The organism is Synoicihabitans lomoniglobus (assembly GCF_029023725.1).
GTDB lineage: Bacteria > Verrucomicrobiota > Verrucomicrobiia > Opitutales > Opitutaceae > Actomonas > Actomonas lomonigloba.
This window is the reverse complement of the sequence record NZ_CP119075.1, coordinates 275,237-298,020: the sequence shown is the minus strand read 5'-3', so window position 1 is coordinate 298,020 and position 22,784 is coordinate 275,237. Positions and strand designations below refer to the sequence as shown.

The window sequence follows — 22,784 nt, the reverse complement described above, 5'->3', positions numbered from 1 at the left end:
ATGTCCGACACACCTGATCCGGTTCCTCCTCCCGAAAACAAAGCCATCTCCGGCTCCTACGACTCCTCCAAACTCGGCAAGCTCGAAGGCCTCGAGGCCGTGCGCAAGAAGCCCGGCATGTATATCGGCGGCACCGATGAGCGTGCGCTGCATCACTGCGTTTCCGAGGTTTTGGATAATTCGGTCGACGAACATCTCGCCGGCCATTGCCACAAGATCGACGTCGCCATCCACGTCGACGGCTCCATCTCGATCCGCGATGACGGCCGCGGCATCCCGGTGGACATTCATCCCCAATACGGCATTCCCGGCGTCGAGATGGTGCTCACCACCCTCCACTCCGGCGGTAAATACGGCCAGGGCGGCTACAAATTCTCCGGCGGCACCCACGGCGTCGGAGCCAAGTGCGTGAACGCCGTTTCCGAATGGTTCGAGGTCGAGGTCTCCCGCAATGGCGAGGTCCACCACATGAAGTTCGAGCGCGGCAAAACGGTGAAAAAACTCGCCGTCATCGGCAAAGCTCGCGGCACCGGCACCTACGTTACGTTCAAACCCGACCCCGAGATTTTCCGCGAAACCACCGTTTTCATCGGCGACCGCATCGCCCAACGCCTGCGCGAACTCGCCTTCCTCAACTCGGGCCTGCAGATCAACTTCGTCGACGAGCGCCCGGCCGTGCCGAAGCCCGTCACCTTCCTCTACAAGAATGGGGTGGTCGAATTCGTCCGCCAGCTCAACGAGGGCAAGCAGGTCGTTCATCCCGATCCCGTCCGCATCACCAAGCAGACGGAGCTCATGATCGACGACAAACCCAACGAGATCCACGTCGAGGTCGTTCTCCAATACAACGACTCCTTCAACGATCAGGTGCTCTGTTACACCAACACCGTCCACAACCCCGACGGCGGCACCCACCTTTCCGGTTTCCGCAGTGCCCTCACCCGCGCCATCAACCAGTTCTCCCGCGCCAACAAGCTGCTCAAGGACAAGGACCCGCAAATCACCGGCGACGACGTGCGCGAAGGCCTCGCCGCCGTTATCTCGATCAAGCACTCCGATCCCAAGTTCGAGTCCCAGACCAAGGTCAAACTGCTCTCCCCCGAGGTTGAAAGCACCGTCGGTTCCTCGTCCTACGAGGGGCTCATGCAATATTTCGAGACCAACCCGCAGGTGGCCAAGCGCCTCATCGACAAATCTCTCAACGCCGCCCGCGCCCGCGAGGCCGCCCGCAAGGCCCGCGAAACCATCCGTAAGGGCGCCCTCTCCTCCGGCGGTCTGCCCGGCAAACTCGCCGACTGCTCCGAACGCGATCCCGCCGTCGCCGAGCTCTACATCGTCGAGGGTGATTCCGCCGGTGGTTCCGCCAAGCAGGGCCGCGATCGCCGTTACCAGGCCATCCTCCCGCTCCGAGGCAAGTTGATCAACTCCGAGAAGGCCCGCCTCGACAAGGTGCTCTCCAACGAGGAAATCCGCACCCTCATCACCGCCATCGGCACCGGCATCGGTTTCGCCGATGACGCCGGCGGCTTCAACGTCGATAAGGCCCGCTACCACCGCATCATCATCATGACCGATGCGGACGTCGACGGCTCCCATATCCGGACCCTCCTGCTCACCTTCCTCTATCGCCAGATGAAGGGCCTCATCGAGCGCGGCTACGTCTACATCGCCCAACCGCCGCTCTACCGCATCAAGCGCAAGCGCCGGGAGCAATATATCGACAACGACGAGCAGCTGAACCGCATCCTGCTCGAACTCGGTTCCGAAGACGTCACCTTCACGCGCCTCGCCGACAACCACACCTTCACCGGCGAACAGATCGACAGCATCGTCGAACACCTCGCCGCCCTCGAAAAGATCGGGGCCGGCGTCACCCGCTACGGCGCCTCGATCACCGAATACCTCGACCGCCACGATCCCGAAACCCTCGCCCTGCCCCGCTACATCGCCCGCATTCGCGAAGGCAACAACGAGTCCCATGAGTTCCTGCGCGACGAAGACGAGCGCGCCGAATTCAACCGCAATCAAGGCCTCGACGCCGATCTCGACACCGAAGAAACCGCCGAGGGCGAAGAGCCGGCCGCCCCCGTCGCCAGCAGCACCACCTCGATCGGTCTCTCCGGCAAGTCCGGCGCCCTCACGCGCCGCGTCACGCTGCACGAAATCTTCGAGTCCACCGAAATGACGAAGCTCCTTCAGGCCATCCGCAAGGCCGGCCTTGAGATCAAACGGTTCCATCCGACCGAAGAACCGCGCTACACCGTCACCGAAAACACCGGCCAAAAAGGCGAAGCCGTCACCGAACTGCACGCCCCGCTCGAAGTGCTCTCACACATTCGCACGCTCGGCCGCAAGGGCCTCTCCATTCAACGCTACAAGGGGTTGGGGGAAATGAACCCCAAGCAGCTCTTCGAGACCACCATGGACCCCGACAAACGCCGCCTCCTCAAGGTCAACATCGCCGACGCCGCCAAAGCCGACGCCCTGTTCACCCTGCTCATGGGCGACGAAGTCCCCCCGCGCCGCCAGTTCATCGAAGACAACGCCCTCAACGTCTCCTACCTGGACGTGTAAGCACCTCCGCGGACCCTTGACCAGACCATCGATAGCTTCATCGTAATACCATGAGCACATCGACCATGACCCCACCTATTACTTTATCGCCAAAGTATCAGGTGGTCATCCCGGAAAAACTTCGCACGGCCCACGATTTCAAGCCCGGCCAGAAGTTCGTATTCGTCGACGATGGTTCCTCGATACGACTTGTTCCTGTGCGGGGCATGAAGGCGCTTCGTGGCTTCATCAAGGGTCGGCTTTCGGATGCTGATGTCGGCCGCGAAAAGAAGGACCGACCGCTTTGAACGTCGTGGATTCATCCGCTCTTTTGGAATATTTTCTCGATAGTCCCGCCGCTGACCAATTTTGCGACGTGATTGAAGACCGGAACCAATTGCTCGTTCCGAGTATCGTCATCTACGAAGTCACTCGTCGTCTGCGGACGGTGCTGGGAGAAGCCGCCGCCGATACGGCCCTTGCGGAGCTTAGCATCGCCGCCGTGGCTCCACTCGATCACAATCTCGCTTACGCCGCCGCCCGCATCGGTGCCGAGCACCGCTTAGCCATGGCGGACTCCATCATCTACGCCACGGCTCAGGCGCACCAAGCTACGCTTTGGACTCAGGACGCTGATTTCAAAGACCTCCCCAATGTTCGTTACTTCGCCAAAGCAGCTGCCTGACAATTCGCTCCGCGCTTCCTAGGAACGCATCATATTTTTCATAAACCTCCGGCCTCACTGAAGCCGATCTCTGATCCCGCCAGCCACGCATGTTCACCGCCAACGAAAAGCTCTCCACCGCTAATATCACCGATATTATGCAGACGGCCTACATCGACTACTCGATGTCGGTCATCGTCTCCCGCGCCCTGCCCGATGCCCGCGACGGCTTGAAGCCCGTCCAACGCCGCATCCTCTACGCCATGTTGCGCGAGGGCCTGCTCCACAACCGCAACTTCGACAAGTGCGCCGGTGTGGTCGGTGAGGTGCTCAAGAACTACCACCCGCACGGCGACTCCTCCGTTTACGACACGCTCGTGCGCATGGCCCAGAAGTGGGTGATGCGCTACCCGATGATCGATCCGCAGGGTAACTTCGGTTCCGTCGACGGCGATCCGCCCGCCGCCTACCGTTACACCGAGGCCCGTCTCACCGCGCTCGCCGAGACCCTCCTGTCCGACATCGAGGAAGACACCGTCGACTTCGCCCCCAACTACAAGGAGTCCACCACGGAGCCGACCGTCCTGCCGTCGGCCCTGCCGAACTTGTTGATGAACGGCTCGACCGGCATCGCGGTCGGCATGGCGACCAACATCCCGCCGCACAATCTCGACGAACTCATCACCGCCATCTGCGCGATCATCGAACGCCCCGACATCTCCCTCGAAGAAGTCTGCGGCTTCATCCAAGGTCCCGATTTCCCCACCGGCGGCTTCATCGTCGGCACCGCCGGCATCGATTCCTACCTGCGCACCGGTCGTGGCATCGTGCGCATGCGCGGCCGCGCTCACACCGAGGAGATGAAAGCGGGCGGCGAGCAGATCATCATCACCGAGATCCCCTACAATGTGAACCGGGCCAACCTCGTGCTGAAGATCGCCGAACTCGTTTCGGAGAAAACCATCGAAGGCATCCGCGACCTGCGCGACGAATCCGACGAAAACACCCGCATCGTCATCGAGCTCAAGCGCGGCGAACAAGCCGAGCCCATCCTCAATCAACTCTACAAGCGCACCGCGCTCGAATCGTCCTTCGGCGTCAACCTGCTCGCCCTCGACCAAAAGCGGCCCAAGCAGATGAACATCCGCGAGCTGCTCGACTGCTACATCGAGCATCGCCGCGAGGTCATCACCCGCCGCACCCAGTTCCGCCTGAAAAAAGCCGAGGACCGCGCTCACATTCTCGAAGGCTACAAGATCGCCCTCGATAACCTCGACGACTTCGTCCGCATCATCCGCGCCTCCTCCAATCGCGCCGAGGCCAAGATCAAGTTGATGGAAAAGTATCCGCTCTCCTCGCGTCAGACCGACGCCATCCTGGAGTTGCGCCTCTACCAACTCACCGGCTTGGAACGCGATAAGATCGAGGACGAATACGCCCAACTCCTTCGCCTCATCGAAGAACTGCGCGCCATCCTCGAATCCGAACGCCTTCTGCTCGATGTCATCAAAACCGAGCTCCTAGAAGCCGGGGCCAAATACTCCAATCCGCGCAAGTGTGAGGTCGCTCCCGACATGGGCGAATTCCGCATGGAAGATGTCATCCCCAACGAGGGCATGGTCATCACCATCTCCCACTCCGGTTTCATCAAACGCACCCGCGTCGCCGACTTCCGTTCCCAAAAACGCGGAGGCAAAGGCGTCATCGGCACCGACACCTACACCGACGATTTCGTGGAGCACCTGTTCACCGCGCAGACCCACGATTACATTCTCTTCATCACGAGCCACGGCCAGTGTCTCGCTCGCAAGGTTTACCAAATCCCTGAAGGCAGCCGCGTCTCCAAGGGCAAGTCGGTCAAATCGTTTCTCTCGCTCGACGAGGGTGAAAAGATCGCCGCCATGCTCACGCATTCGGCCTTCGACGAAGAGCACTACCTCGTCATGGCGACCAAGAGCGGCCAAATCAAAAAAACCGCCCTCGCCGCCTACACCAACGCCACCCGCGAGAGCGGTCTCATCGGCATCAACCTCGCCGAGGGAGACACCGTGATCGGCTGCGTGCTCACCGACGGTGCCAGCGAAGTCATTCTCGTTTCGCACCAAGGCCTCGCCGTGCGCTTCCGCGAGAAGAACGACGCCGGCGAAGTGCTCTTCCGCGCCACCGGCCGTGCCACCAGCGGTGTCACCGGCATGCGTTTCAAACGTGCCGGCGACTATCTTCAGGCGATCGAAGTGGTCGACCACGAGAAGAAATTCCTCGTCGCCAGCGAAGCCGGTCTCGGCGTGCGCACCCGCTTCGAAGACTACCGCCTCATCAACCGCGGCGGCACCGGCGTTACCGCCATCAACCTGCCCGACGACGGCAGCGTTCAGCTGGTCGGCGCCCTCGGCGTCAAGGACACCGACGAAATCATGCTCCTCACCTCCAAAGGTCAGAGCGTGCGCTGTCCCATCAACACCGTCCGCGAAACCAATCGCGGCGCCAAGGGCGTCAAACTCCTCACCCTCAGCAAGGGCGACACCCTGCTCTCCCTGGCCAAGGTGGTCGAATCCGACGAGGAACTCGACGCCGCCGCCGCCGCCGAAGGCGAAGTCGAAGCCGATGAAACCGGCGAAGTCGCCGCCATCGATGCCCCCGACGGCACCGCCGACACCGACGCCGGTGAAACGGCGTCCGATCAGCCTCCCGCCGCGGAGTAAAACCAAGCGCCTCGGCGGGAAATTCACCCGCCGGGGGCGAGGTTACCGCCCACGTGCGGAGCGTTTCCTGCTATCATCTTCGCGTCCATGCCCGACACCTCCTCGCCCGTCCCAGCCGAACTCAACCGCCTCGCTCAAGACGCCCAACGCGAAGTTTATTGGAAGCGCTGGGGGCCCTATCTCGCCGATCGACAATGGGGCACGGTGCGCGAGGACTACTCGGCCAAGGGCGAAGCTTGGAGTTATTTTCCCCACGATCACGCCGCCGCCCGCGCCTACCGCTGGGGCGAGGACGGGCTGCTCGGTCTCTGCGACGCCAAAGGTCGGCTCTGCTTCGGCGTCTCGTTGTGGAACGGCCGGGATCCGATTCTCAAAGAGCGTTTGTTCGGTCTCACCGGTGACGAGGGCAACCACGGCGAGGACGTCAAAGAGGTTTACCACCATCTCGCCAGCACCCCCACCCACAGTTGGATGGAGGCGCTCTACAAGTATCCGCAATCGGAATACCCCTACGCCCGGCTGGTCGCGGAAAGCCGCGCCCGCGATCGCACCCAGCCCGAGTTTGAGCTGGTCGACACCGGGGCGTTCGACGACGACCGCTATTTCGATGTCTTCATCCGCTACGCCAAGGCGGGCCCCAACGACATCCTGATTGAAATCGAGGTCGTCAACCGCGGGCCCGACGCGGCACGTATTCACATTCTTCCGACGTGGTGGTATCGCAATTCCTGGGTCTGGGGCTGCGCCCATGAGGGCTGTGAACTCAAACCCCGCCTCCACGCCACCGGACCGGGCCACGCCCAAGGCGAACAGGAATCACTTGGCTCGTGGCGCTTCGCCGTCGAGGACGATTCGCTGCCGTGGTATTTCACCGAAAACGAGACCAACCGGGAACGGGTGTTCAACACGCCCAACGACTCGCCCTTCACCAAGGATGCCTTTCACCGCCGCGTGATTCATGGCGAAACATCCGCCGTTAATCCGCAACAACGCGGCACCAAATGCGCCGCGCACGCCGACGTCACCATCGAACCGGGTTCGAGCCACACGGTGCGCGCCCGTTTCTGCGCCGAGGCAGATGCTCCGCCCGACGACGCCTTTTTCGGGTCCGCTTTTACGGAGGTCTTCAACGCCCGCCGCGCCGAAGCCGAGGTGTTTTTCGACAACCTCCCCGACCAACCCGCCGATCCCGAGGCGCGGTCCATCGTGCGCCAGGCTTACGCCGGCCTGCTCTGGACGAAGCAGTTCTACCATTACATCGTCGACGATTGGCTGAAGGGCGACCCCTACCAACCGCCCCCCCCGCCCGAACGTCGGGCCGTGCGCAACGGCGACTGGAAACACCTCTACAACCGCGCCGTGTTGTCCATGCCCGACAAATGGGAATACCCGTGGTTCGCCGCGTGGGACCTGGCGTTTCACATGATTCCGCTGGCGCACATCGACCCCGATTTTGCCAAGGAGCAACTCAAGCTGCTGCTGCGCGAATGGTATATGCATCCCAACGGACAGATGCCGGCCTACGAGTGGAATTTCTCCGACGTCAATCCCCCGGTTCATGCCTGGGCGTGCTGGCGCGTTTACAAGATGACCGGTCCGCGCGGGGAACGGGATGAACTCTTCCTCGCCCGCACGTTTCAAAAACTGCTCGTCAACTTCACCTGGTGGGTCAACCGCAAGGACCCGCAGGGCAACAACCTCTTCGCGGGCGGCTTTCTCGGACTCGACAATATCGGCGTGTTCGACCGCTCGAAGGAACTCCCCATCGGCGGCTCCCTCGCCCAGGCCGACGGCACCGCGTGGATGGCCTTTTATTGCAGCACCATGCTCGCCATGGCTCTGCAACTCGCCGAGACCCGACCCGAATACGAGGACATCGCCTCCAAATTCTTCGAGCACTTCGTCTCCATCGTCGATGCCATGAACGAACTCGGCGGCGACGGCTTGTGGCACGAAGAAGACGGTTTTTACTACGACCAATACCTGCCACCGGACGGACCGCCCCAGCCTCTCCGCGTGCGCTCCATGGTCGGCATCATTCCGCTCTTCGCCGTCGAGTTTATGGACGACGCCCGCCTCGATTGCCTGCCGGGCTTCGCCAAACGCACGCGGTGGTTTCTGAAAAACCGGCCCGATCTCGCCCGTCAAATCACCTACTTCGAAGCCGACGGCAAGGAGTCCGGCCACCACTTGCTCGCCATCCCCTCCCGCGAGCGCCTGGAGCGGGTGCTGCGTTACGTGTTTGATGAGGAGGAATTCCTGTCTCCGCATGGCATCCGCTCGTTGTCCAAAGCCCACCAAGAGCACCCGTTTGTCATGCAAACCGGGAAAGAAACCCACTCGGTCAACTACGTCCCCGGGGAGTCGGACTCGTTTATGTTCGGCGGCAACTCCAACTGGCGCGGGCCGATTTGGTTTCCGCTCAACTACCTGCTCATCGAGGCTCTGGAGCGCTACCACCATTTCTACGGCGACAGCTTCACCATGGAGTATCCGACCGGCAGCGGCACCCGTCTCACGCTCGACAAGATCGCCGACGACATCGCCAAACGCCTCGGTGGGCTTTTTCTGCCCGACCCCGAGACCGGCCGTCGGCCCGCCCACGGCGAAGACGAACGCTATGCCTCCGACCCGCATTGGCGGCAACACGTTCTCTTCTACGAATACTTTCACGGCGACACCGGCCAGGGGCTGGGAGCCAGTCACCAAACCGGCTGGACCGCGCTCGTGGCCCGTCTGCTCGAAAAACATCAGGCCTAGCGCGCTCGCGCAGTTGACTCCACGCACGCGATCTTGCCTCGTAGACAACCTGATTTTCGACCTGTGAACCACGAACCCGAAGACGCCGACCCTTACTCGACTCCGCCGAACCGGCGGTAGTCTGGTCCCCCTTGGCGGGAGATCATGGCTCCGGCGGGTTCGGTCAAACTCGCCCATCCTTTACTCGCCATGGCAGTTCGATTCTCCGACTTCCTCGACCCGACGCGCATCGATCTCGACGTGCGCAGCGCGCGCCGCACCACCGCCTTGCATCAGGTGGCCGACCAGCTCTCCACCCACGCCGCAATGCGCAACTACAAGTTGTTCTACAAGGACCTCCTGGCCCGCGAACGTCTCGACAGCACGTGTCTCGGCAATGGCGTTGCACTGCCCCACGCCCGCACCGATCACGTCGGCGAGACCATGATCGCCGTCGGTCGCAGCGAACGCGGCATCTACTTCGAAAAAGCCGACCAGCACGTGAACCTCATGTTCGTGCTCGGCACCCCGAAACGCGACCCCGGCTCCTACCTCGGGTTGGTCAGCGCGCTTTGCAAACTGATGAAGAGCGCCGAACGTCGCGCCGCGTTTCTCGCCGCCACCACGCCCGAAGCCTTCATCACCGCGATCAAGGAGGCGGAGACGAGCTGAGGCAGATTCACATTCCGCCATTTTCAGCGTTTCAGCTTTTACGTCTTTCAGCTTTCCTCCGTCTCACGTGATTTCCTCCTTCATCTTCAGTGACGGAAAAGTTGTCGGCACCGATCTCGAGGTCAGTGCGCTGCGACTCGTGCGCTCGGACAAGGGCTTGTTCACCTGGATCGATTTGAGTGACCCCACCCCCGTCGAAATCAAAGACATCCTTGAAGGCGTCTTTGCGTTTCACCCTCTGGCGATCGAGGACTGCGTCACGCCCAGCGACGTGCCGAAACTCGAGGACTACGAGGACTACTTGTTTCTGGTCATGCACGCGGTCGATTTCACCCGCACGGAAAAATTCACGACCACCGAGTTGAACATGTTTCTCGGCAAAAACTTCATCGTCACGTTTCGCCGCGCCGAGCTGAAAGCCGTCGCCGGCGTCGTCGAACGTTGCCGCCGCGCCACCGGGCAATGGGCCAAAGCCCCCGATCGCATCGCCCATCATGTCCTCGATGCCATCATCGATCTCTATCAACCCGTGACGGAGGAGTTCCGCGAGGAATTGGAGGACATCGAAGAGCAACTCCTCTCGCCCGAGCAAAAGGATCTCATTCCCATGCTACTCGAAACCCGCGGCGAACTTTCCCACCTCCGCCGCATCATCGCGCCGCAACGCGACGTCATCAACCGCCTCGCGCTCGGCGAATCCGATCTCATCCGGCCGGTCATGCTCCCCTATTTCCGGGACCTGCGGGACAACCTCGTGCGCATCAACGAACGCGCCATCACGTATTCAGACCAGCTGCTCATCGCCTTCGATCTCTTCCTGTCAAAATCCGGCTTTCAAGCCAACGAGGGCATCAAAGTCCTCACCGCACTCACCGCCATCACCCTGCCGGCGATGGTGATTGGCACGTGGTTTGGCATGAACTTCCAACACATGCCCGAGCTGCGCACCGCCATCGGTTATCCCGTGGTCATCGGACTGACCGTGAGCATCTCCGCCCTCATGTGGTGGTGGTGTAAAAAACGCCGCTGGATCTAAAGCGCGGCGCAGCCGCGCAAGTATCAAATCTCAAGCTTCAAATTCCAAACCAGCGCGAAGCGAGCCAGCGACTCCGACTGCCGTCTTCGCTTCCTACTTCAAACTTCCTCCTGCTTACTTTTCGTCCCTTGGTCACCACTCTCGTCTATCGTAACCACAAACTCGCCGTGGAGAATCCGCCCACGAGCCTGTTGGCGACGTTGCGCGAAGAACCCGGAGTCATGATGTGGATCGACCTCGCCGACCCGTCGGAAAAACACGTGAAGCGGGTCATGGAAGAGCTGTTCGCCTTTCACCCCCTGGTCATCGAAGACTGCGCCAACGACAACCCGTTCCCCAAACTCGAGGCCTACGACGACTACCTGCATCTGGTCATGCATGCGGTCGACTACACCCGCACGGACAAGTTCACTACCACCGAACTCGACCTGATTCTGGGGAAGAACTTCCTCGTTACGTTTCACCGGCGTCCCCTGCGCCCCGTGCAGGCCGCGATCGATCGGTTCGTCCGCATGCCGAATCGCCTCGTGCGTGGACCCGACCGTTTCGCCCACACCATCCTCGACTACATGGTCGATGCCTACCAACCCGCCCTGGCCGAATTGCGGCAGGAGTTGGAAGACATTGAGTGGGACGCGCTCCACGAAGGCACCCCCGACGATTTGTTTCCGCGCGTCCTCGCGCTACGCAAGGAGCTCAGCCAACTCCGCCAAATCGTGCGTCCCCAACGGCAGACCGTTCACGAGCTTTCACAGGGAAAAGCGAAGTTCATCCGCAAGGCCATTGTCCCCTACCTCCGCGACTTGGAGGAGGAAATGCAGCGTATCGAAAGCCAGGCCGTCGGCTGGTCCGACCAGATCATTCTTTCATTTCGCGTCTTCCTCAACCGCTCCAGTCACGAAGCGAGTGAAGGTGTCCGGGTGCTGACTTCACTTACGGCGTTGAGCATCCCCCCACTCCTGATCGGCGGGTGGTTCGGCATGAATTTTTCCCACATGGACGTGCTCAACAACAATTGGGCCTACCCGGCCGTAATGGGCGTCACCATTCTAGCCACGATCGGTATGGCGGCATTCATCCGCCGCCGCGGCTGGCTTTAAACTCGGGCGCGGGCGATCAGCCCTTGCTGTCGCTCTTGGCCTGGTCTCGCCGACCTCGTGCGGACACATGCCCGCGAATTCGGCTGTTCAGCCCCGTCTGCTCGATCTTCTGCTGTTTGATCTTCGCTTTCTGGTCCACGCTCGGCTTTTGCACATTGGAGACCTCGGGGTTCGGATTGGGAGATGGTTCGGATTGTTGGGACATGGGATTCCTTTCGGGAAAAGTTAGAGTTCCCCTGCACCGACCCTTCTCCGCCAACCCGGTTCCCGCCGCCAGGTTCCATCTTCCGCCCGCGTTGCCCGCCGGCGCGGACCGAAGCGCATCGACAACGTGGATCGATTCGTTTCGCTACCAGGACTGATGCCCCTCCGTCCCCTGGCCGTATTTGCCCTTCTTTCCGTCGCCGCCATCGCCGCCGAACCGGTTCAACTTTTTAACGGCGTGAATCTCGACGGCTGGCACATCGACGTGCCGGCGATGGACCAGGACCCGTCGGTGCCCACGCCTTTCATCATACGCGACGGCAAACTGGTGAGCCTCGCGCACACCGGCGGACACATCATCACCGACGCGACTTACGCCGACTACCGGCTGGAAATCGACTACCGCTTCGCCGCCAAACCCGGCAACTGCGGTGCTCTCGTCCACGTCTCCACGCCGCGAGCCCTTTACGGGATGTTCCCCCGCTCGATCGAGGCCCAGATGATGTCGGGCAATGCGGGCGACTTCTGGTGTATCGTGCTCGATATCACCGTTCCCGACATGGAGGCACGACGCGGTCCACCGGAGGAATGGGGCGTCACCGAAGGTAAAAAACGCCGGATCATGAATCTCACCGACAATTCCGAAAACCCGCCCGGGGAGTGGAATAACATGACGATCGAATGTGTCGGTGCTGAAATAAAAGTGTGGGTCAACGGCGACCTGGTGAATCACGGTCATGACTGCGGAGCGACCAGCGGACAAATCGCGCTGCAAGCCGAAGGGGCGGAAGTCGAGTTTCGAAAAGTCGCTCTCACTACGATCGCGACGCTGTCGGAGTAGATTTATCGGAACGATAAGCGGGGATTTATCGGCCAGGCCGGGCGCAAAGGTTGCGGTTTGTCCGCGATTCCCCTGCCCTCCCCTTTTCCGGTTCCGATGGCGGCTTTAATCCCCGAAATCATCCTATGCAGGGCGCTGGTTCAGCTATTTCTCTATTTTCGAAGAATCTCACGTTTTAACCCAATTTTGGTTAAAATCGCCCTCAAACTGCCAATTTATTGCGGTTTTCGGGCCAAATTGGTGAAAATTCAGTCATTGCACCTTTTATGTGAATTCTTTTTGAACGACTCCCTTCCACAGATCACTAACGACCGGATAGTATTCCAGTAACTCAACCCACGAACCATTTTGGACATCAAACAAATCAAGCAGATCATCGAGTTGATGAAGCGCGCCGAGCTCAACGAGTTCGCGGTCGAAGAAGAAGGCTTCAAACTTAAGATCCGCCGCGGAGGCGCCGTCGTGGCCAGCACCGGTGGCTCGCGCAACTCCGCGCCGCCCTTTGTGGTGGCATCCGAAGCTCCCGCTCCGGTCGCGGCTCCCGCCGCTCCGACGGCCGCTCCGGCCGCCGCCGCCGATGAAGCCGGGGTGACCTACATCAAGTCCCCGATGGTCGGAACGTTCTACAGTTCCCCTTCTCCGGAATCCAAAGCCTTTGCCGAAATCGGCACCGCCGTCAGCGAAACCTCCGTGGTCTGCATCATCGAGGCCATGAAGATCATGAACGAGATCCAGGCGGAAGTGAAAGGAACAGTGGTCGAAGTGTTGGTCGAGAACGGCGAACCGGTCGAATACGGACAACGCTTGTTCAAGTTAAAATCCAGCTGACCGCGCAGTCCTGCCGACTGCTGACTTAGAAGACGGGCGCATCCTTCGCCGTCCGTCCCGACAACTTCCGACTCCCTTCTTTTAATGATTCAAAAGATCCTGATCGCCAATCGCGGCGAGATCGCTCTCCGCATCGTTCGCGCCTGCCGCGAACTGGGCATCAAAACCCTCGCGGTATATTCCGAAGCAGATGTGCAATCCCTGCACGTCCAACTGGCCGACGAGGCCATTTGCATCGGCGGCCCCCGCAGCGACGAAAGCTATCTCAAGGCGGACCGGATCATCGCGGCGGCGGAAATCGCCGACGTGGATGCCATCCATCCCGGCTACGGCTTCCTGTCGGAAAACGCCGACTTCGCCGAACAATGCGAGTCCTGCAACATCAAGTTCATCGGACCCAGCTCGGCTTCGATTCGCAAGATGGGCGACAAAGCGATCGCCAAGGACACCATGCGCAAAGCCGGTGTGCCCATCGTGCCGGGTTCCGACGGACCCATCGACGACGAGACGGATGCGGTCAAAACCGCCCGCAAGATCGGCTACCCCGTGATCATCAAGGCGGTCGCCGGTGGCGGCGGTCGCGGCATGCGCATCGCGCACAACGACATTTCGTTCGCCAAGGAGTTTCACGTCGCGCGCAACGAAGCGCAGAAGGCCTTCGGCAACGGCTCCGTCTACATCGAAAAGTATGTCGAAAAACCCCGCCACATTGAGTTTCAGGTGCTCGCCGATCAACACGGCAAAATCGTTCATCTCGGCGAACGCGACTGTTCGGTCCAACGCCGCCACCAAAAGCTGATCGAGGAAGCCCCGTCGCCGTTCCTCACCGCCAATCCCGCCCTGCGCAAAGCCATGGGCAAAGCCGCCATCAAGGCCACGGAGGCCGCCGATTACGAAGGGGCCGGCACCATCGAGTTCCTGGTCGATGCCAAGGGAAACTTCTACTTCATCGAAATGAACACCCGGATTCAGGTCGAACATCCCGTCACCGAAGAAGTGACCGGCATCGACCTGATCAAGCAGCAGATCCTCATCGCCAACGGTGAACCGCTCGGGTTCGATCAAAAGGACATCACCTTCGAACGCCACGCGATCGAGTGCCGCATCAACGCCGAGGACCCGGCCCGTAACTTTGCGCCCTCGCCCGGCACGATCGGCCTCTACTACGCCCCCGGCGGCCACGGGGTGCGCGTCGACAGCCACATTTACTCCGGCTACCAGATTCCGCCGTATTACGATTCCATGATCGGCAAGCTGATCTGTTACGGCTCTACGCGCCAGATCGCCATCGAACGCGCGTTCCGCGCCCTCAACGAGTATCTCATTCGCGGGATCAAAACCACCATCCCCCTGCACAAGGCGATCATGGCCGACCCGATCTTCAAGGAAGGCAAAGCGACCACCGCCTACATGGAGGATTTCCTGACCCGCAACCCGCCGGAAGGATTCGTTTAGACCGCGACCTCAGTTTCGTCCTCACGCCGCAGTCTCCCGCCTGCGGCGTTTTTGTTTCTCAAAATCCGTTTTGTGCAGAGCCTTGCCACCGGCAACCCCGCCCGCTTTTCTGATCCGCAACATGCAATCGCCCGAGTTCAACCCACCACCGCGCTACGACGACCAGCCCGATTTGGGTGACATTAAGATCAACCACAATGTCATCGCCGGGATCGTGCGCCTCGCCGCCCTGCAGGTGAATGGCGTGGCCGGAGTCGGCGGCGGGATCGTGGATGGCATCGGAGAGATTTTCACCAAAAAGGAGGCGGATCACCGAGGCGTCCGCGTCAACGAATCCGAAAACGGCGAATACGACATCGAGGTGCGGCTGATCGTGGCCTACGGCTCCGAGATCGGCCAGACCGCCTACGAAGTCCAGGTCGACGTGCGCAAACAGGTCATGGCCATGACCGGCAAGGAAGTGCGCAAGGTGGACGTCATCATCGAGGGTGTCCGCTTACCCGGCGAAAAACCCGGCACCGACGACGAACTCTGGCCCACTCAACAAGCGACCGACTGATTCGGTTGTTTCCACCCGCCTTCCCTCCTCCGCGCCCTTTTCTCTCGTGAGCCCCCTGACCGACTATCTGCTAAGCTCCCCCTTCCTCGTGATCGGACTGGGGGGAGGTCTTGCGCTCCTTCTCGTGTTGTTGTTCCTGCGTCAACCGCGGGCCTTGCCTCTGGCATCCAACGAATCCGGCGAGCTCCTCATTTCCCGCCGCGCCTTGCACCGCATGGTCGAGGCCTGTTGCGAGCAAGTGAAGGGCGTCGCTTCCGCCAACGCTTCCATCAAGATTCGCAAGAGCCAGTTCACCACGCGACTTCGCCTCAAAGTCCGCCCCGAGGCCAAACTCGATGCGATCCAAGGATATCTCACCCAGGAGATCACCGAAATCTATCGCGAGAACCTCGGCCTCACTTCGGAAATCGGACCCATTGAAATCAAAATCGTCGGCGTGATTCCCGCCGAACCTGGTTTCTAAGCCCCCGGCCCGGACCCCGCGATCTTCCTCCCGCGTCGTCCCGTCCCGCTACCCCGATCTGCCGGCAGCTCGAATCGCTTTCCGCGCCCCCTCCACTCTCCCCCTCAACCAACCATGCTGCCAACGATCACCTTGATGGATGAGCTGATGCCATGGTTTTTCCCCGCCGCCGCCTTTGTTTTTGGTGCCATGGTGGGAAGCTTCCTCAACGTGGTGATCTACCGCGTTCCCGCCGGCAAATCCATCGTGTTTCCCGGGTCCCATTGCTCCTGCGGCCAACCCATCAAGTGGTTCGATAACATCCCCATTTTGAGCTGGTTTGTGCTCCGCGGCAAAGCCCGCTGCTGCGGGAGCCCCTACTCGATTCGCTATGCCGGGGTGGAAACGCTCACCGGTTTGTTGTTTCTGACCTGTTGGTTGGTCCACCCGCCCGCGTCGGCGGTCGGAGGGATGATTCTCATCGGCCTGCTCGTGGCCGCCACGTTCATCGATCTCGATCACATGATCATCCCCGACGGGATCACCATTTGGGGCACGGTGGTCGGTGTCGCGCTGGGGTTTGCGGTGCCCAGCATGCAGGGCTTCTCGACGGAACCGTATTACGTCATCGGCAGTATCCACGCTGGATTCAGCGCGATCATCGGAGCCCTGGTGGGTTCCGGCGTCATCCTCTGGATCGGACTCCTCGCCGAAGAGGTGCTGAAGAAGGAAGCCATGGGATTCGGCGACGTGAAGTTCATGGGATTGATCGGCGCGTTTCTCGGTTGGAAGGGCGCGATTTTCGCCGTCTTTGGTGGCGCGATTGTCGGCACGGTATGGTTCGCGATCGCCATGGTGTGGCACCTCGTTTCCGGTGGTAAAAACTCCGCCGCTTTGCGCGCCGAAACCCCCGAAGGCGAAGAAACCGAAGTAGGCTTCGGCGCTCACGTGCCGTTTGGCCCCATGCTCGCCATCGCCGCCGTGATCTACCTGCTCGCGGCCCACCGGCCGTTTGACGCCTACCTCAATCAGCTCCTCGAGCTCTGGTAGACGATCGTCCCGCTAAACGATCCGCTCGGCCCCGTTCCCTGTGGCCAGTTGCAATACCTGCGGTGACTGACCGAACTTTTCGGCAAAGTGCTGGCTGACCTTCTTCGCCGCCCGCTCGTCGAATTCTGCCGTGGCCAGACCCATCACGGCCCCGCCGAAACCACCGCCGGTCAAGCGAGCGCCCAACACTCCACTCGTTTCGATCAGATGATCGACCAGCCAATCCAACTGCACGGTGCTGTTGGCAAAATCACGTTGCGAACTGTGATGAGACGCCGTCAACAGGCGCCCCACGTCCGCAAAATCACCCGATTTGAGCGCGGCGCACATCGCCCCGACCCGGGCAATTTCGCTGATCACGTGCTTGGCCCGTGAATACGACTCCACCGTCATCAGGCCACGTGCGTTCTCCAGCTGCTCCAGCGATGCATCAGCCAAACAGGCCACACCCAGCGCCTCGGCCGCGGCCATGCACTCACGATGTCGCTCAGCGTAGAGCCCATCCACCAAGGCATGACCGGAGGGCGTGTTGAACACCCAAAATTTTACGCCCGTCGGCATCGGCACGGTGGAAAACGTCGGTCCCCGGCAGTCGATGTGAACCAGGCTGTCCCGACGCCCAAATCCGGAGACCCCTTGGTCGAGAATGCCACAAGGCACGCCCACGAATTCGTTTTCCGCCCAACGCCCGAGCTTCACCAGATTTTCCCGCGACAACTCCGCGCCGGCCAACCCCAGAAAAGCCAGACCGGAAGCCAGTTCGATGGCAGCACTGCTGCTCAGTCCCGCGCCCTGCGGCAGGTCGGAAATCACCGCGTAGTCAAACCCCTCGGGTGCCGTCACCCCAAACGCCTCCATGCCCGCCAGCACGCCCGTCGGATAGTTCACCCACGCCCGGTCGCCTTCCTCCCGCTGTCTGGGTCCGGCTTGTTCGACGACAGTATCGGAAAACTCGCTACGGAATCGGCGTGGCCCTTCCGCGGGAGCCACCGCCACCCATACCCCGCGGTCGATCGCCGCCCCCAAAACCTCCCCGCCATTGTAGTCGGTGTGGTTGCCGATGAATTCAATGCGCCCCGGGGCACGACAAATCACGCTCGGCGGGCGACCAAAGGTTTCTTCAAAAAGAGCAATCAGGCGGTTCTGCATCGGTAGGCACGAAATGATCGTCTCATCGCCCGCGGTCAATTTAACACCGGTCGTTCGCTTCAGGTTTGTCCGCGGGAGGCACTCCGCCCTCGAACCCGGGCGGGGCTTCGCCACTCGCGCCTTGGATGGTCAAGCGCAACAGATATTCCATCGCCTCCACGTGCGAACACCCTCGCTCGGACGCCAGCTGTTCTGACCGTTTCAACAGTTGTCGTGCCATCGTGGCCGCCTGTTCCGGCGCGGCTCCGAGTTTGCGACAAAGTGCCGTGACGCGTTCCAGATCGGTCATACGGCGTCCTCGGGCGTGACCTCTGCCACAATATCGATCGCCGGAGCATCACCGTCGCCTTGGACCAACCCCACGGGGCGCGTGAAATCGCACGACGCCACGGAGACCAAAGCCAAGCCGAGCCACGCTCCATCGAACCCGGCAACCCGCGAACGCAACGCCCCCACGCGTTTCTCACCTTGCCAAAGATCCACCTGCTCAACACCGGGAACATCACCGGCCCCCGCAACCGTCACCAGCCGACGCCGCACCCGGCCGAGTGACTGTAGCCGCGCCATGACTTCCTGCCCCAGGTAACAGCCTTTGTTGAACGACACGCCCACCGCGTCCAACCCCGCCTCCTGCGGCAGATCGCCCTCCCCGAGGTCCTGCGGAACCCGCGGAATACCCGCGGCGATGCGCGCCTGCTCAAACTCCTCCGTTGTCGCTTCCGGCCAATTTTTCGGCCACGGCGGCGGTTGCGACGCCACGATCAGCGCACTCCCGCCGGGCAAAGGTTGAGCCTCCTCCCAACCCCACGCAGTGCCGCCCGCCGCCGCAGTCTCGCTCCGCCAATTCGGCAGCCACGCAGCGACGTCGCCACCTGCGATACGCCATGCCTGCCAGCGGGCGGTCTCATCCGCCACAGTCACATCATCCGCGATGATGAAGGACTCCAAACGCTCCACCAGAGCCGTCGCACTCAGGCTCCCACTGAAAATACGCCAAACGTCATCACTTTCGCGCACGATCACGGCATCACCGAAGACCTTGCCCTGGCGCGTGAGCCAAAACCCGTAGTTGATCGGCCCCACCCGGGCCGGTCGCAATTCCTGGGAAAATTGTCCTTGCAGGAAACTTTCCGCGTCTTCGCCCGTCACTACCAATGAAGCCAGGAGCGAAACCTGCTTCCATTTCGTTTCTTTTGCAAAACAGTAACGTTTTATTAATTGCTCTTTATCAATCATTAATCGTTTTTTGTGAAAGTTTTTGAAATCTTTATTTGACGAAGGTCGTCGAATCGCTTCCACTAGCAACATCAGATTTTTCACTTCTCCCGCCTAGCGGGAGTTTTGGGGTAACTAAGAAAGCAAATGGCCGGTCACTTAGGGGTAGGTGGCCGGCCAACTTTTTGCCCAAATCACTCGCTTCGCCAAGCGAACTCTGCCCCCAGCCCGCAATAACCTCGGCTTGAGGTTTTCCCGGACTTGCACCGGGACCACGCTCTGATCCAAGTTGGCCGGTTCATGCAACGCACGTCCGATATCAACGTTCTGGAGACGAGGGAACTGCCCGCGCCAAAATCGCTCATCGACGAGCTGCCCAAGTCCGAGTCTCAGGCCGCGTTCGTGACCCGCGCCCGCGAGGACATCCACCGCGTGATCTTCACCGAAGACAAACGCCTGCTGCTCATCATCGGCCCGTGCTCGATTCACGATCTGGAAGCCGGCCGCGATTACGCCCGTCGCCTCGCCGCCCTCGCCCACGAGGTGTCCGACCGCATCATGATCGTCATGCGGGTCTATTTCGAAAAACCGCGCACCACCGTCGGCTGGAAAGGCTTGATCATGGATCCGCACCTCGACGGTTCCAACGACATCGCCACCGGCTTGCGCACCGCCCGCACCTTCCTGCGCGAGGTCCTCGATCTCGGCCTACCCACCGCGACGGAGTTGCTCGATCCCATCACGCCCCAATACATCGCCGACCTGATCTGCTGGTCCGCCGTGGGCGCCCGCACCACCGAATCACAAACGCACCGGCAAATGGCGTCCGGCCTTTCAATGCCGCTCGGTTTTAAAAACGGCACCGACGGCACCCTGGGCGCCGCCGTCAACGCCATCCGCGCCGCCGCTCAACCCCAAACGTTTCTCGGCGTGAGCATCGAGGGCAAGGCCTCCTCCGTGGTAACCCGCGGCAACCCCAACTGCCACATCGTGCTGCGCGGTGGCACGGCCGGTCCCAACTATTCCGCCGCCGACATCGCCAACGCCGAACAGGTGCTGACGAAGGCCGACCTGCTTCCCTCCATCTTGGTCGACTGTTCCCACGCCAACTCCGCCAAAAAACCGGAGCTGCAACCCGAGGTCATGAAAGACATCGTCGGCCAAATCGCCGCCGGCAGCACCTCGATCATCGGCACCATGGTGGAAAGCAACCTCGAGGCCGGGAATCAGACTTTCCCCCAGCCCAAGTCCGATCTGCGCTACGGCGTCTCCATCACCGATGGCTGCATCGATTGGGCCACGACCGAAAAGCTCGTGCGCGACACCCACGCCGCCCTCGCCGTTCGCTTCCAAAGCTGACCATCGACCGCGACGATCCGTTCACTCTTCCAGGTCTTTCCGGCTGCGGTAGTCCTGAATGAAGATACTGAATACGAGGTAAAAACCACCGGCCGCCGCCGCCAGGAAACAAAGGATGGCCAGCCCCGGATAGCCAAAGAGTTGGAAGTCCGTGTCCACCCGCATCATCAGCGACGCCGCCATGATCAACGCGGACAACACCATGCCCATGGTGATGCGATTCGCGATCTTTTGCATGCCGTCCAAGGCCGTGTTGGCGTCGAGCGCCTTCACTTTGACCTGCAGTTCGGAGTTCGTCACGACGTCCATGATGCGGTTCAGGCGCGCCGGGAGTTGCGTCATGAATTCTTTGGCCTCCAACAAAGTGCCAAACACGTTGCCGGTCGCGAGATTGCGCTTCATCTGCTCCGACATCAGATCGTCGACGTGACGACGAATCGAGGCCGACGGATTAAATTCCGGGTCCAGTCGTTTGCCGACTTCGTCCAGCTGCATCAGCGCCTTGCCCAACACCGTGAGTTCACTGGGCACGATCAGGCCGGACGTGCGCGCCAGACTGCTCAAGTCGAGCAGGGACTGCCCGACGTTCAAATCGTCGAGATTTTGATCCTGCTGACGCGCGACGAGTTTGCTGACTTCGCGGCGAAAATCACCGACGTCCGCGCCTTTGCGCTTGGTGCTCATGCCGATCACAATGTCCGCCGCGCGCTCCCCCTGCCCCTCGCTCACCGCCATCAATATTTTCAACAGCGAGGTCTGCATGCCCGGCGAAACATAGCCCACCATGCCCAGATCGAGCAGTGCCAGCTGACCGTCCAACGTCACGAAGATGTTGCCGGGATGCGGGTCCGCATGAAAGAGCCCGTCCACCAATACCTGCTGGAGGTAGCTCTTGAACAGTTCCTCGACGATCGGGGCCGCATCGTATTCCAACGATGCCAACGGACCGATTTCCGTGACCTTGCTGCCCGACACGCGCTCCATCGTGAGCACCGCGCGTGAGCAGTAATCGGTGATCGGTGCCGGCACAAAAATGTGCGGAAACTCCTGCAGATTCGCCCCCACCGCCCGGAGATTCTGCGCCTCCATTTCGTAGTTCAGCTCGCGTTTGATGGTCTCCCGAAACTCCGCCAGAATCGAACCGAACCGGAACCGCTGCCCCATCTCCGTGTGGGTGTCCATGAACTCGGCAATCTCCGCCAACACCTCGAAGTCTTCGGCAATCGTGGCTCGAATCCCCGGACGTTGGACTTTGACCACCACTTCCCGCCCGTCGCGCAGCGCCGCAGCATGGACCTGACCGAGTGACGCCGCCGCCAACGGCTCTTCGTCGAATCGAGCGAACGCCTTGGAAAGGCGCACGCCGAGCTCCTCCGTGACGGCCGCCTCCACCTCCTCAAACGGAAAGGGTTTCACCTTGTCCTGCAACCGGGCCAACGCCTTCACATAGGGAGCGGGCAACAGATCCGGTCGTCCCGCCAACACCTGTCCGAGTTTGATGAAGGTGGGCCCCATGGCCTCCAGATCGTTGGCCAATTGCTCGGGAGCGTTATCACCCTTGCCAGCGTCGGAGCCACTCTCCTTCTCCGGCTCGAAATCCTCGTCGAGTTGTCGCACCAGATCGGAGTGCCCATACCGCCAGAACAGCATGAGGATTTCGCGATAGCGGGAGAGATGTTTAATTTTCATGGGATGGCGGAGTTGAAGCTTGGAAGCAGTGGTGAAGTTAAGCAGCACGGACCCATCTTCCCCCGAACGGTTCCTGAGCTGAGCCGGGCGGGAACCAAAACCGCGATTGGGTCTCTGCATAGAAAAGGAAAACGTCGTCATGCTCTCATCTCTGAAAGACCGGGTCACCTCCCACGCCGCGCGCCACTTCGCCAACAACCTCATCCGCCGCTACGGCGTGTTGGAATCACTGCGGATCGATTCCCGCGCCCAGCGCATCGAACTGGTATGCCTGCTGCATGGTGAAGCGCAGCCTCTCGCCGTGCAGGTGGGAAACTATCGCATCGAATCCGACACCGCCGAGAGCTTCATCACGCTGCGCGACTGCGTGTGCGAGCGACCGTGGATTCAGGCTCTGCTCATCGACTTCGTGCACGACACACCACTGCGACTACCCCGCTGGGTGGCCAGCGCGATATAGGACACATTTTCGCCCCCGGACCCCATGTGATCAGAATACGCCGATAAAAACACATTTCGTGCGTGTC

The 22,784-nt window shown here is 60.9% G+C and carries 21 protein-coding genes; 16 read left to right on the top strand and 5 right to left on the bottom strand.

Annotated features, from left to right (window positions below):
- The 8 genes from gyrB (at nt 1) to PXH66_RS01060 (ending at nt 11,466) form a co-directional block, all read left to right on the top strand.
- Complete coding sequence (gene gyrB / locus PXH66_RS01095; protein ID WP_330929393.1) at nt 1–2,574, top strand: DNA topoisomerase (ATP-hydrolyzing) subunit B; 2,574 nt, start codon at nt 1–3, stop codon at nt 2,572–2,574.
- 50 nt (nt 2,575–2,624) lie between these two features.
- Nucleotides 2,625–2,861 carry an AbrB/MazE/SpoVT family DNA-binding domain-containing protein gene (locus PXH66_RS01090; RefSeq protein WP_330929392.1) on the top strand — a complete coding sequence of 79 codons (237 nt, stop codon included), beginning with the start codon at nt 2,625–2,627 and terminating at the stop codon, nt 2,859–2,861.
- Nucleotides 2,858–3,238: a type II toxin-antitoxin system VapC family toxin gene (locus PXH66_RS01085; RefSeq protein WP_345781731.1), complete on the top strand. Its 381-nt coding sequence runs from the start codon at nt 2,858–2,860 to the stop codon at nt 3,236–3,238. The genes PXH66_RS01090 and PXH66_RS01085 overlap by 4 nt, the downstream gene beginning before the upstream one ends.
- A gap of 89 nt (nt 3,239–3,327) precedes the next feature.
- A complete protein-coding gene (gyrA, locus tag PXH66_RS01080) occupies nt 3,328–5,919 on the top strand; it encodes a DNA gyrase subunit A (protein ID WP_330929390.1) in 2,592 nt (863 codons plus the stop codon).
- Between the two features lie 87 nt (nt 5,920–6,006).
- The gene (locus tag PXH66_RS01075) at nt 6,007–8,679 is read left to right on the top strand and encodes an MGH1-like glycoside hydrolase domain-containing protein (protein WP_330929389.1); all 2,673 of its coding nucleotides are present in this window, start codon (nt 6,007–6,009) and stop codon (nt 8,677–8,679) included.
- Nucleotides 8,680–8,868: 189 nt separating this feature from the next.
- Nucleotides 8,869–9,330, top strand: coding sequence for a PTS sugar transporter subunit IIA (locus PXH66_RS01070; RefSeq protein WP_330929388.1), 462 nt, complete (start codon nt 8,869–8,871; stop codon nt 9,328–9,330).
- Nucleotides 9,331–9,397: 67 nt separating this feature from the next.
- Nucleotides 9,398–10,366: a magnesium/cobalt transporter CorA gene (gene corA / locus PXH66_RS01065; RefSeq protein ID WP_330929387.1), complete on the top strand. Its 969-nt coding sequence runs from the start codon at nt 9,398–9,400 to the stop codon at nt 10,364–10,366.
- Between the two features lie 128 nt (nt 10,367–10,494).
- Entirely contained in the window at nt 10,495–11,466 is a 972-nt protein-coding gene (locus tag PXH66_RS01060) for a magnesium transporter CorA family protein (RefSeq protein ID WP_330929386.1), read from the top strand.
- A gap of 16 nt (nt 11,467–11,482) precedes the next feature.
- Here the strand turns inward: PXH66_RS01060 and PXH66_RS01055 are convergent, their stop codons facing one another.
- Complete coding sequence (locus tag PXH66_RS01055) at nt 11,483–11,671, bottom strand: hypothetical protein (protein ID WP_330929385.1); 189 nt, start codon at nt 11,669–11,671, stop codon at nt 11,483–11,485.
- Between the two features lie 156 nt (nt 11,672–11,827).
- Here PXH66_RS01055 and PXH66_RS01050 point away from each other — a divergent pair, with 156 nt between their 5' ends.
- The 6 genes from PXH66_RS01050 (at nt 11,828) to PXH66_RS01025 (ending at nt 16,845) form a co-directional block, all read left to right on the top strand.
- Entirely contained in the window at nt 11,828–12,511 is a 684-nt protein-coding gene (locus tag PXH66_RS01050; protein WP_330929384.1) for a 3-keto-disaccharide hydrolase, read from the top strand.
- 348 nt (nt 12,512–12,859) lie between these two features.
- Nucleotides 12,860–13,339, top strand: a complete 480-nt coding sequence (gene accB, locus PXH66_RS01045; RefSeq protein ID WP_330929383.1) for an acetyl-CoA carboxylase biotin carboxyl carrier protein — start codon at nt 12,860–12,862, stop codon at nt 13,337–13,339.
- An 84-nt stretch (nt 13,340–13,423) separates the two neighbouring features.
- Nucleotides 13,424–14,794, top strand: coding sequence for an acetyl-CoA carboxylase biotin carboxylase subunit (gene accC, locus PXH66_RS01040; RefSeq protein WP_330929382.1), 1,371 nt, complete (start codon nt 13,424–13,426; stop codon nt 14,792–14,794).
- A gap of 121 nt (nt 14,795–14,915) precedes the next feature.
- The gene (locus PXH66_RS01035; RefSeq protein WP_330929381.1) at nt 14,916–15,353 is read left to right on the top strand and encodes an Asp23/Gls24 family envelope stress response protein; all 438 of its coding nucleotides are present in this window, start codon (nt 14,916–14,918) and stop codon (nt 15,351–15,353) included.
- A 46-nt stretch (nt 15,354–15,399) separates the two neighbouring features.
- On the top strand, nt 15,400–15,816 hold the full coding sequence (locus PXH66_RS01030) for a DUF6286 domain-containing protein (protein ID WP_330929380.1): 417 nt from the start codon (nt 15,400–15,402) through the stop codon (nt 15,814–15,816).
- 114 nt (nt 15,817–15,930) lie between these two features.
- A complete protein-coding gene (locus PXH66_RS01025) occupies nt 15,931–16,845 on the top strand; it encodes a prepilin peptidase (RefSeq protein ID WP_330929379.1) in 915 nt (304 codons plus the stop codon).
- A 12-nt stretch (nt 16,846–16,857) separates the two neighbouring features.
- Here PXH66_RS01025 and PXH66_RS01020 read toward each other — a convergent pair whose 3' ends face one another.
- The 3 genes from PXH66_RS01020 to ygfZ all read right to left on the bottom strand — a co-directional run bounded on the left by PXH66_RS01020 (nt 16,858) and on the right by ygfZ (nt 19,143).
- The gene (locus PXH66_RS01020; protein ID WP_345784016.1) at nt 16,858–17,940 is read right to left on the bottom strand and encodes a galactokinase; all 1,083 of its coding nucleotides are present in this window, start codon (nt 17,938–17,940) and stop codon (nt 16,858–16,860) included.
- Nucleotides 17,941–18,034: 94 nt separating this feature from the next.
- Nucleotides 18,035–18,283 carry a hypothetical protein gene (locus PXH66_RS01015; RefSeq protein WP_330929377.1) on the bottom strand — a complete coding sequence of 83 codons (249 nt, stop codon included), beginning with the start codon at nt 18,281–18,283 and terminating at the stop codon, nt 18,035–18,037.
- A complete protein-coding gene (ygfZ, locus tag PXH66_RS01010; RefSeq protein ID WP_345784015.1) occupies nt 18,280–19,143 on the bottom strand; it encodes a CAF17-like 4Fe-4S cluster assembly/insertion protein YgfZ in 864 nt (287 codons plus the stop codon). Before ygfZ ends, PXH66_RS01015 begins: the two co-directional genes overlap by 4 nt.
- Nucleotides 19,144–19,509: 366 nt before the next feature.
- On the opposite strand from ygfZ, the gene PXH66_RS01005 reads away from it, so the two are divergent.
- On the top strand, nt 19,510–20,568 hold the full coding sequence (locus PXH66_RS01005; RefSeq protein WP_330929375.1) for a 3-deoxy-7-phosphoheptulonate synthase: 1,059 nt from the start codon (nt 19,510–19,512) through the stop codon (nt 20,566–20,568).
- A gap of 21 nt (nt 20,569–20,589) precedes the next feature.
- On the opposite strand, the gene PXH66_RS01000 is transcribed toward PXH66_RS01005, so the two are convergent.
- Nucleotides 20,590–22,257 carry an ABC1 kinase family protein gene (locus tag PXH66_RS01000; protein WP_330929374.1) on the bottom strand — a complete coding sequence of 556 codons (1,668 nt, stop codon included), beginning with the start codon at nt 22,255–22,257 and terminating at the stop codon, nt 20,590–20,592.
- A 139-nt stretch (nt 22,258–22,396) separates the two neighbouring features.
- On the opposite strand from PXH66_RS01000, the gene PXH66_RS00995 reads away from it, so the two are divergent.
- Complete coding sequence (locus PXH66_RS00995; protein WP_330929373.1) at nt 22,397–22,717, top strand: hypothetical protein; 321 nt, start codon at nt 22,397–22,399, stop codon at nt 22,715–22,717.
- Nucleotides 22,718–22,784 lie beyond the last annotated feature (67 nt).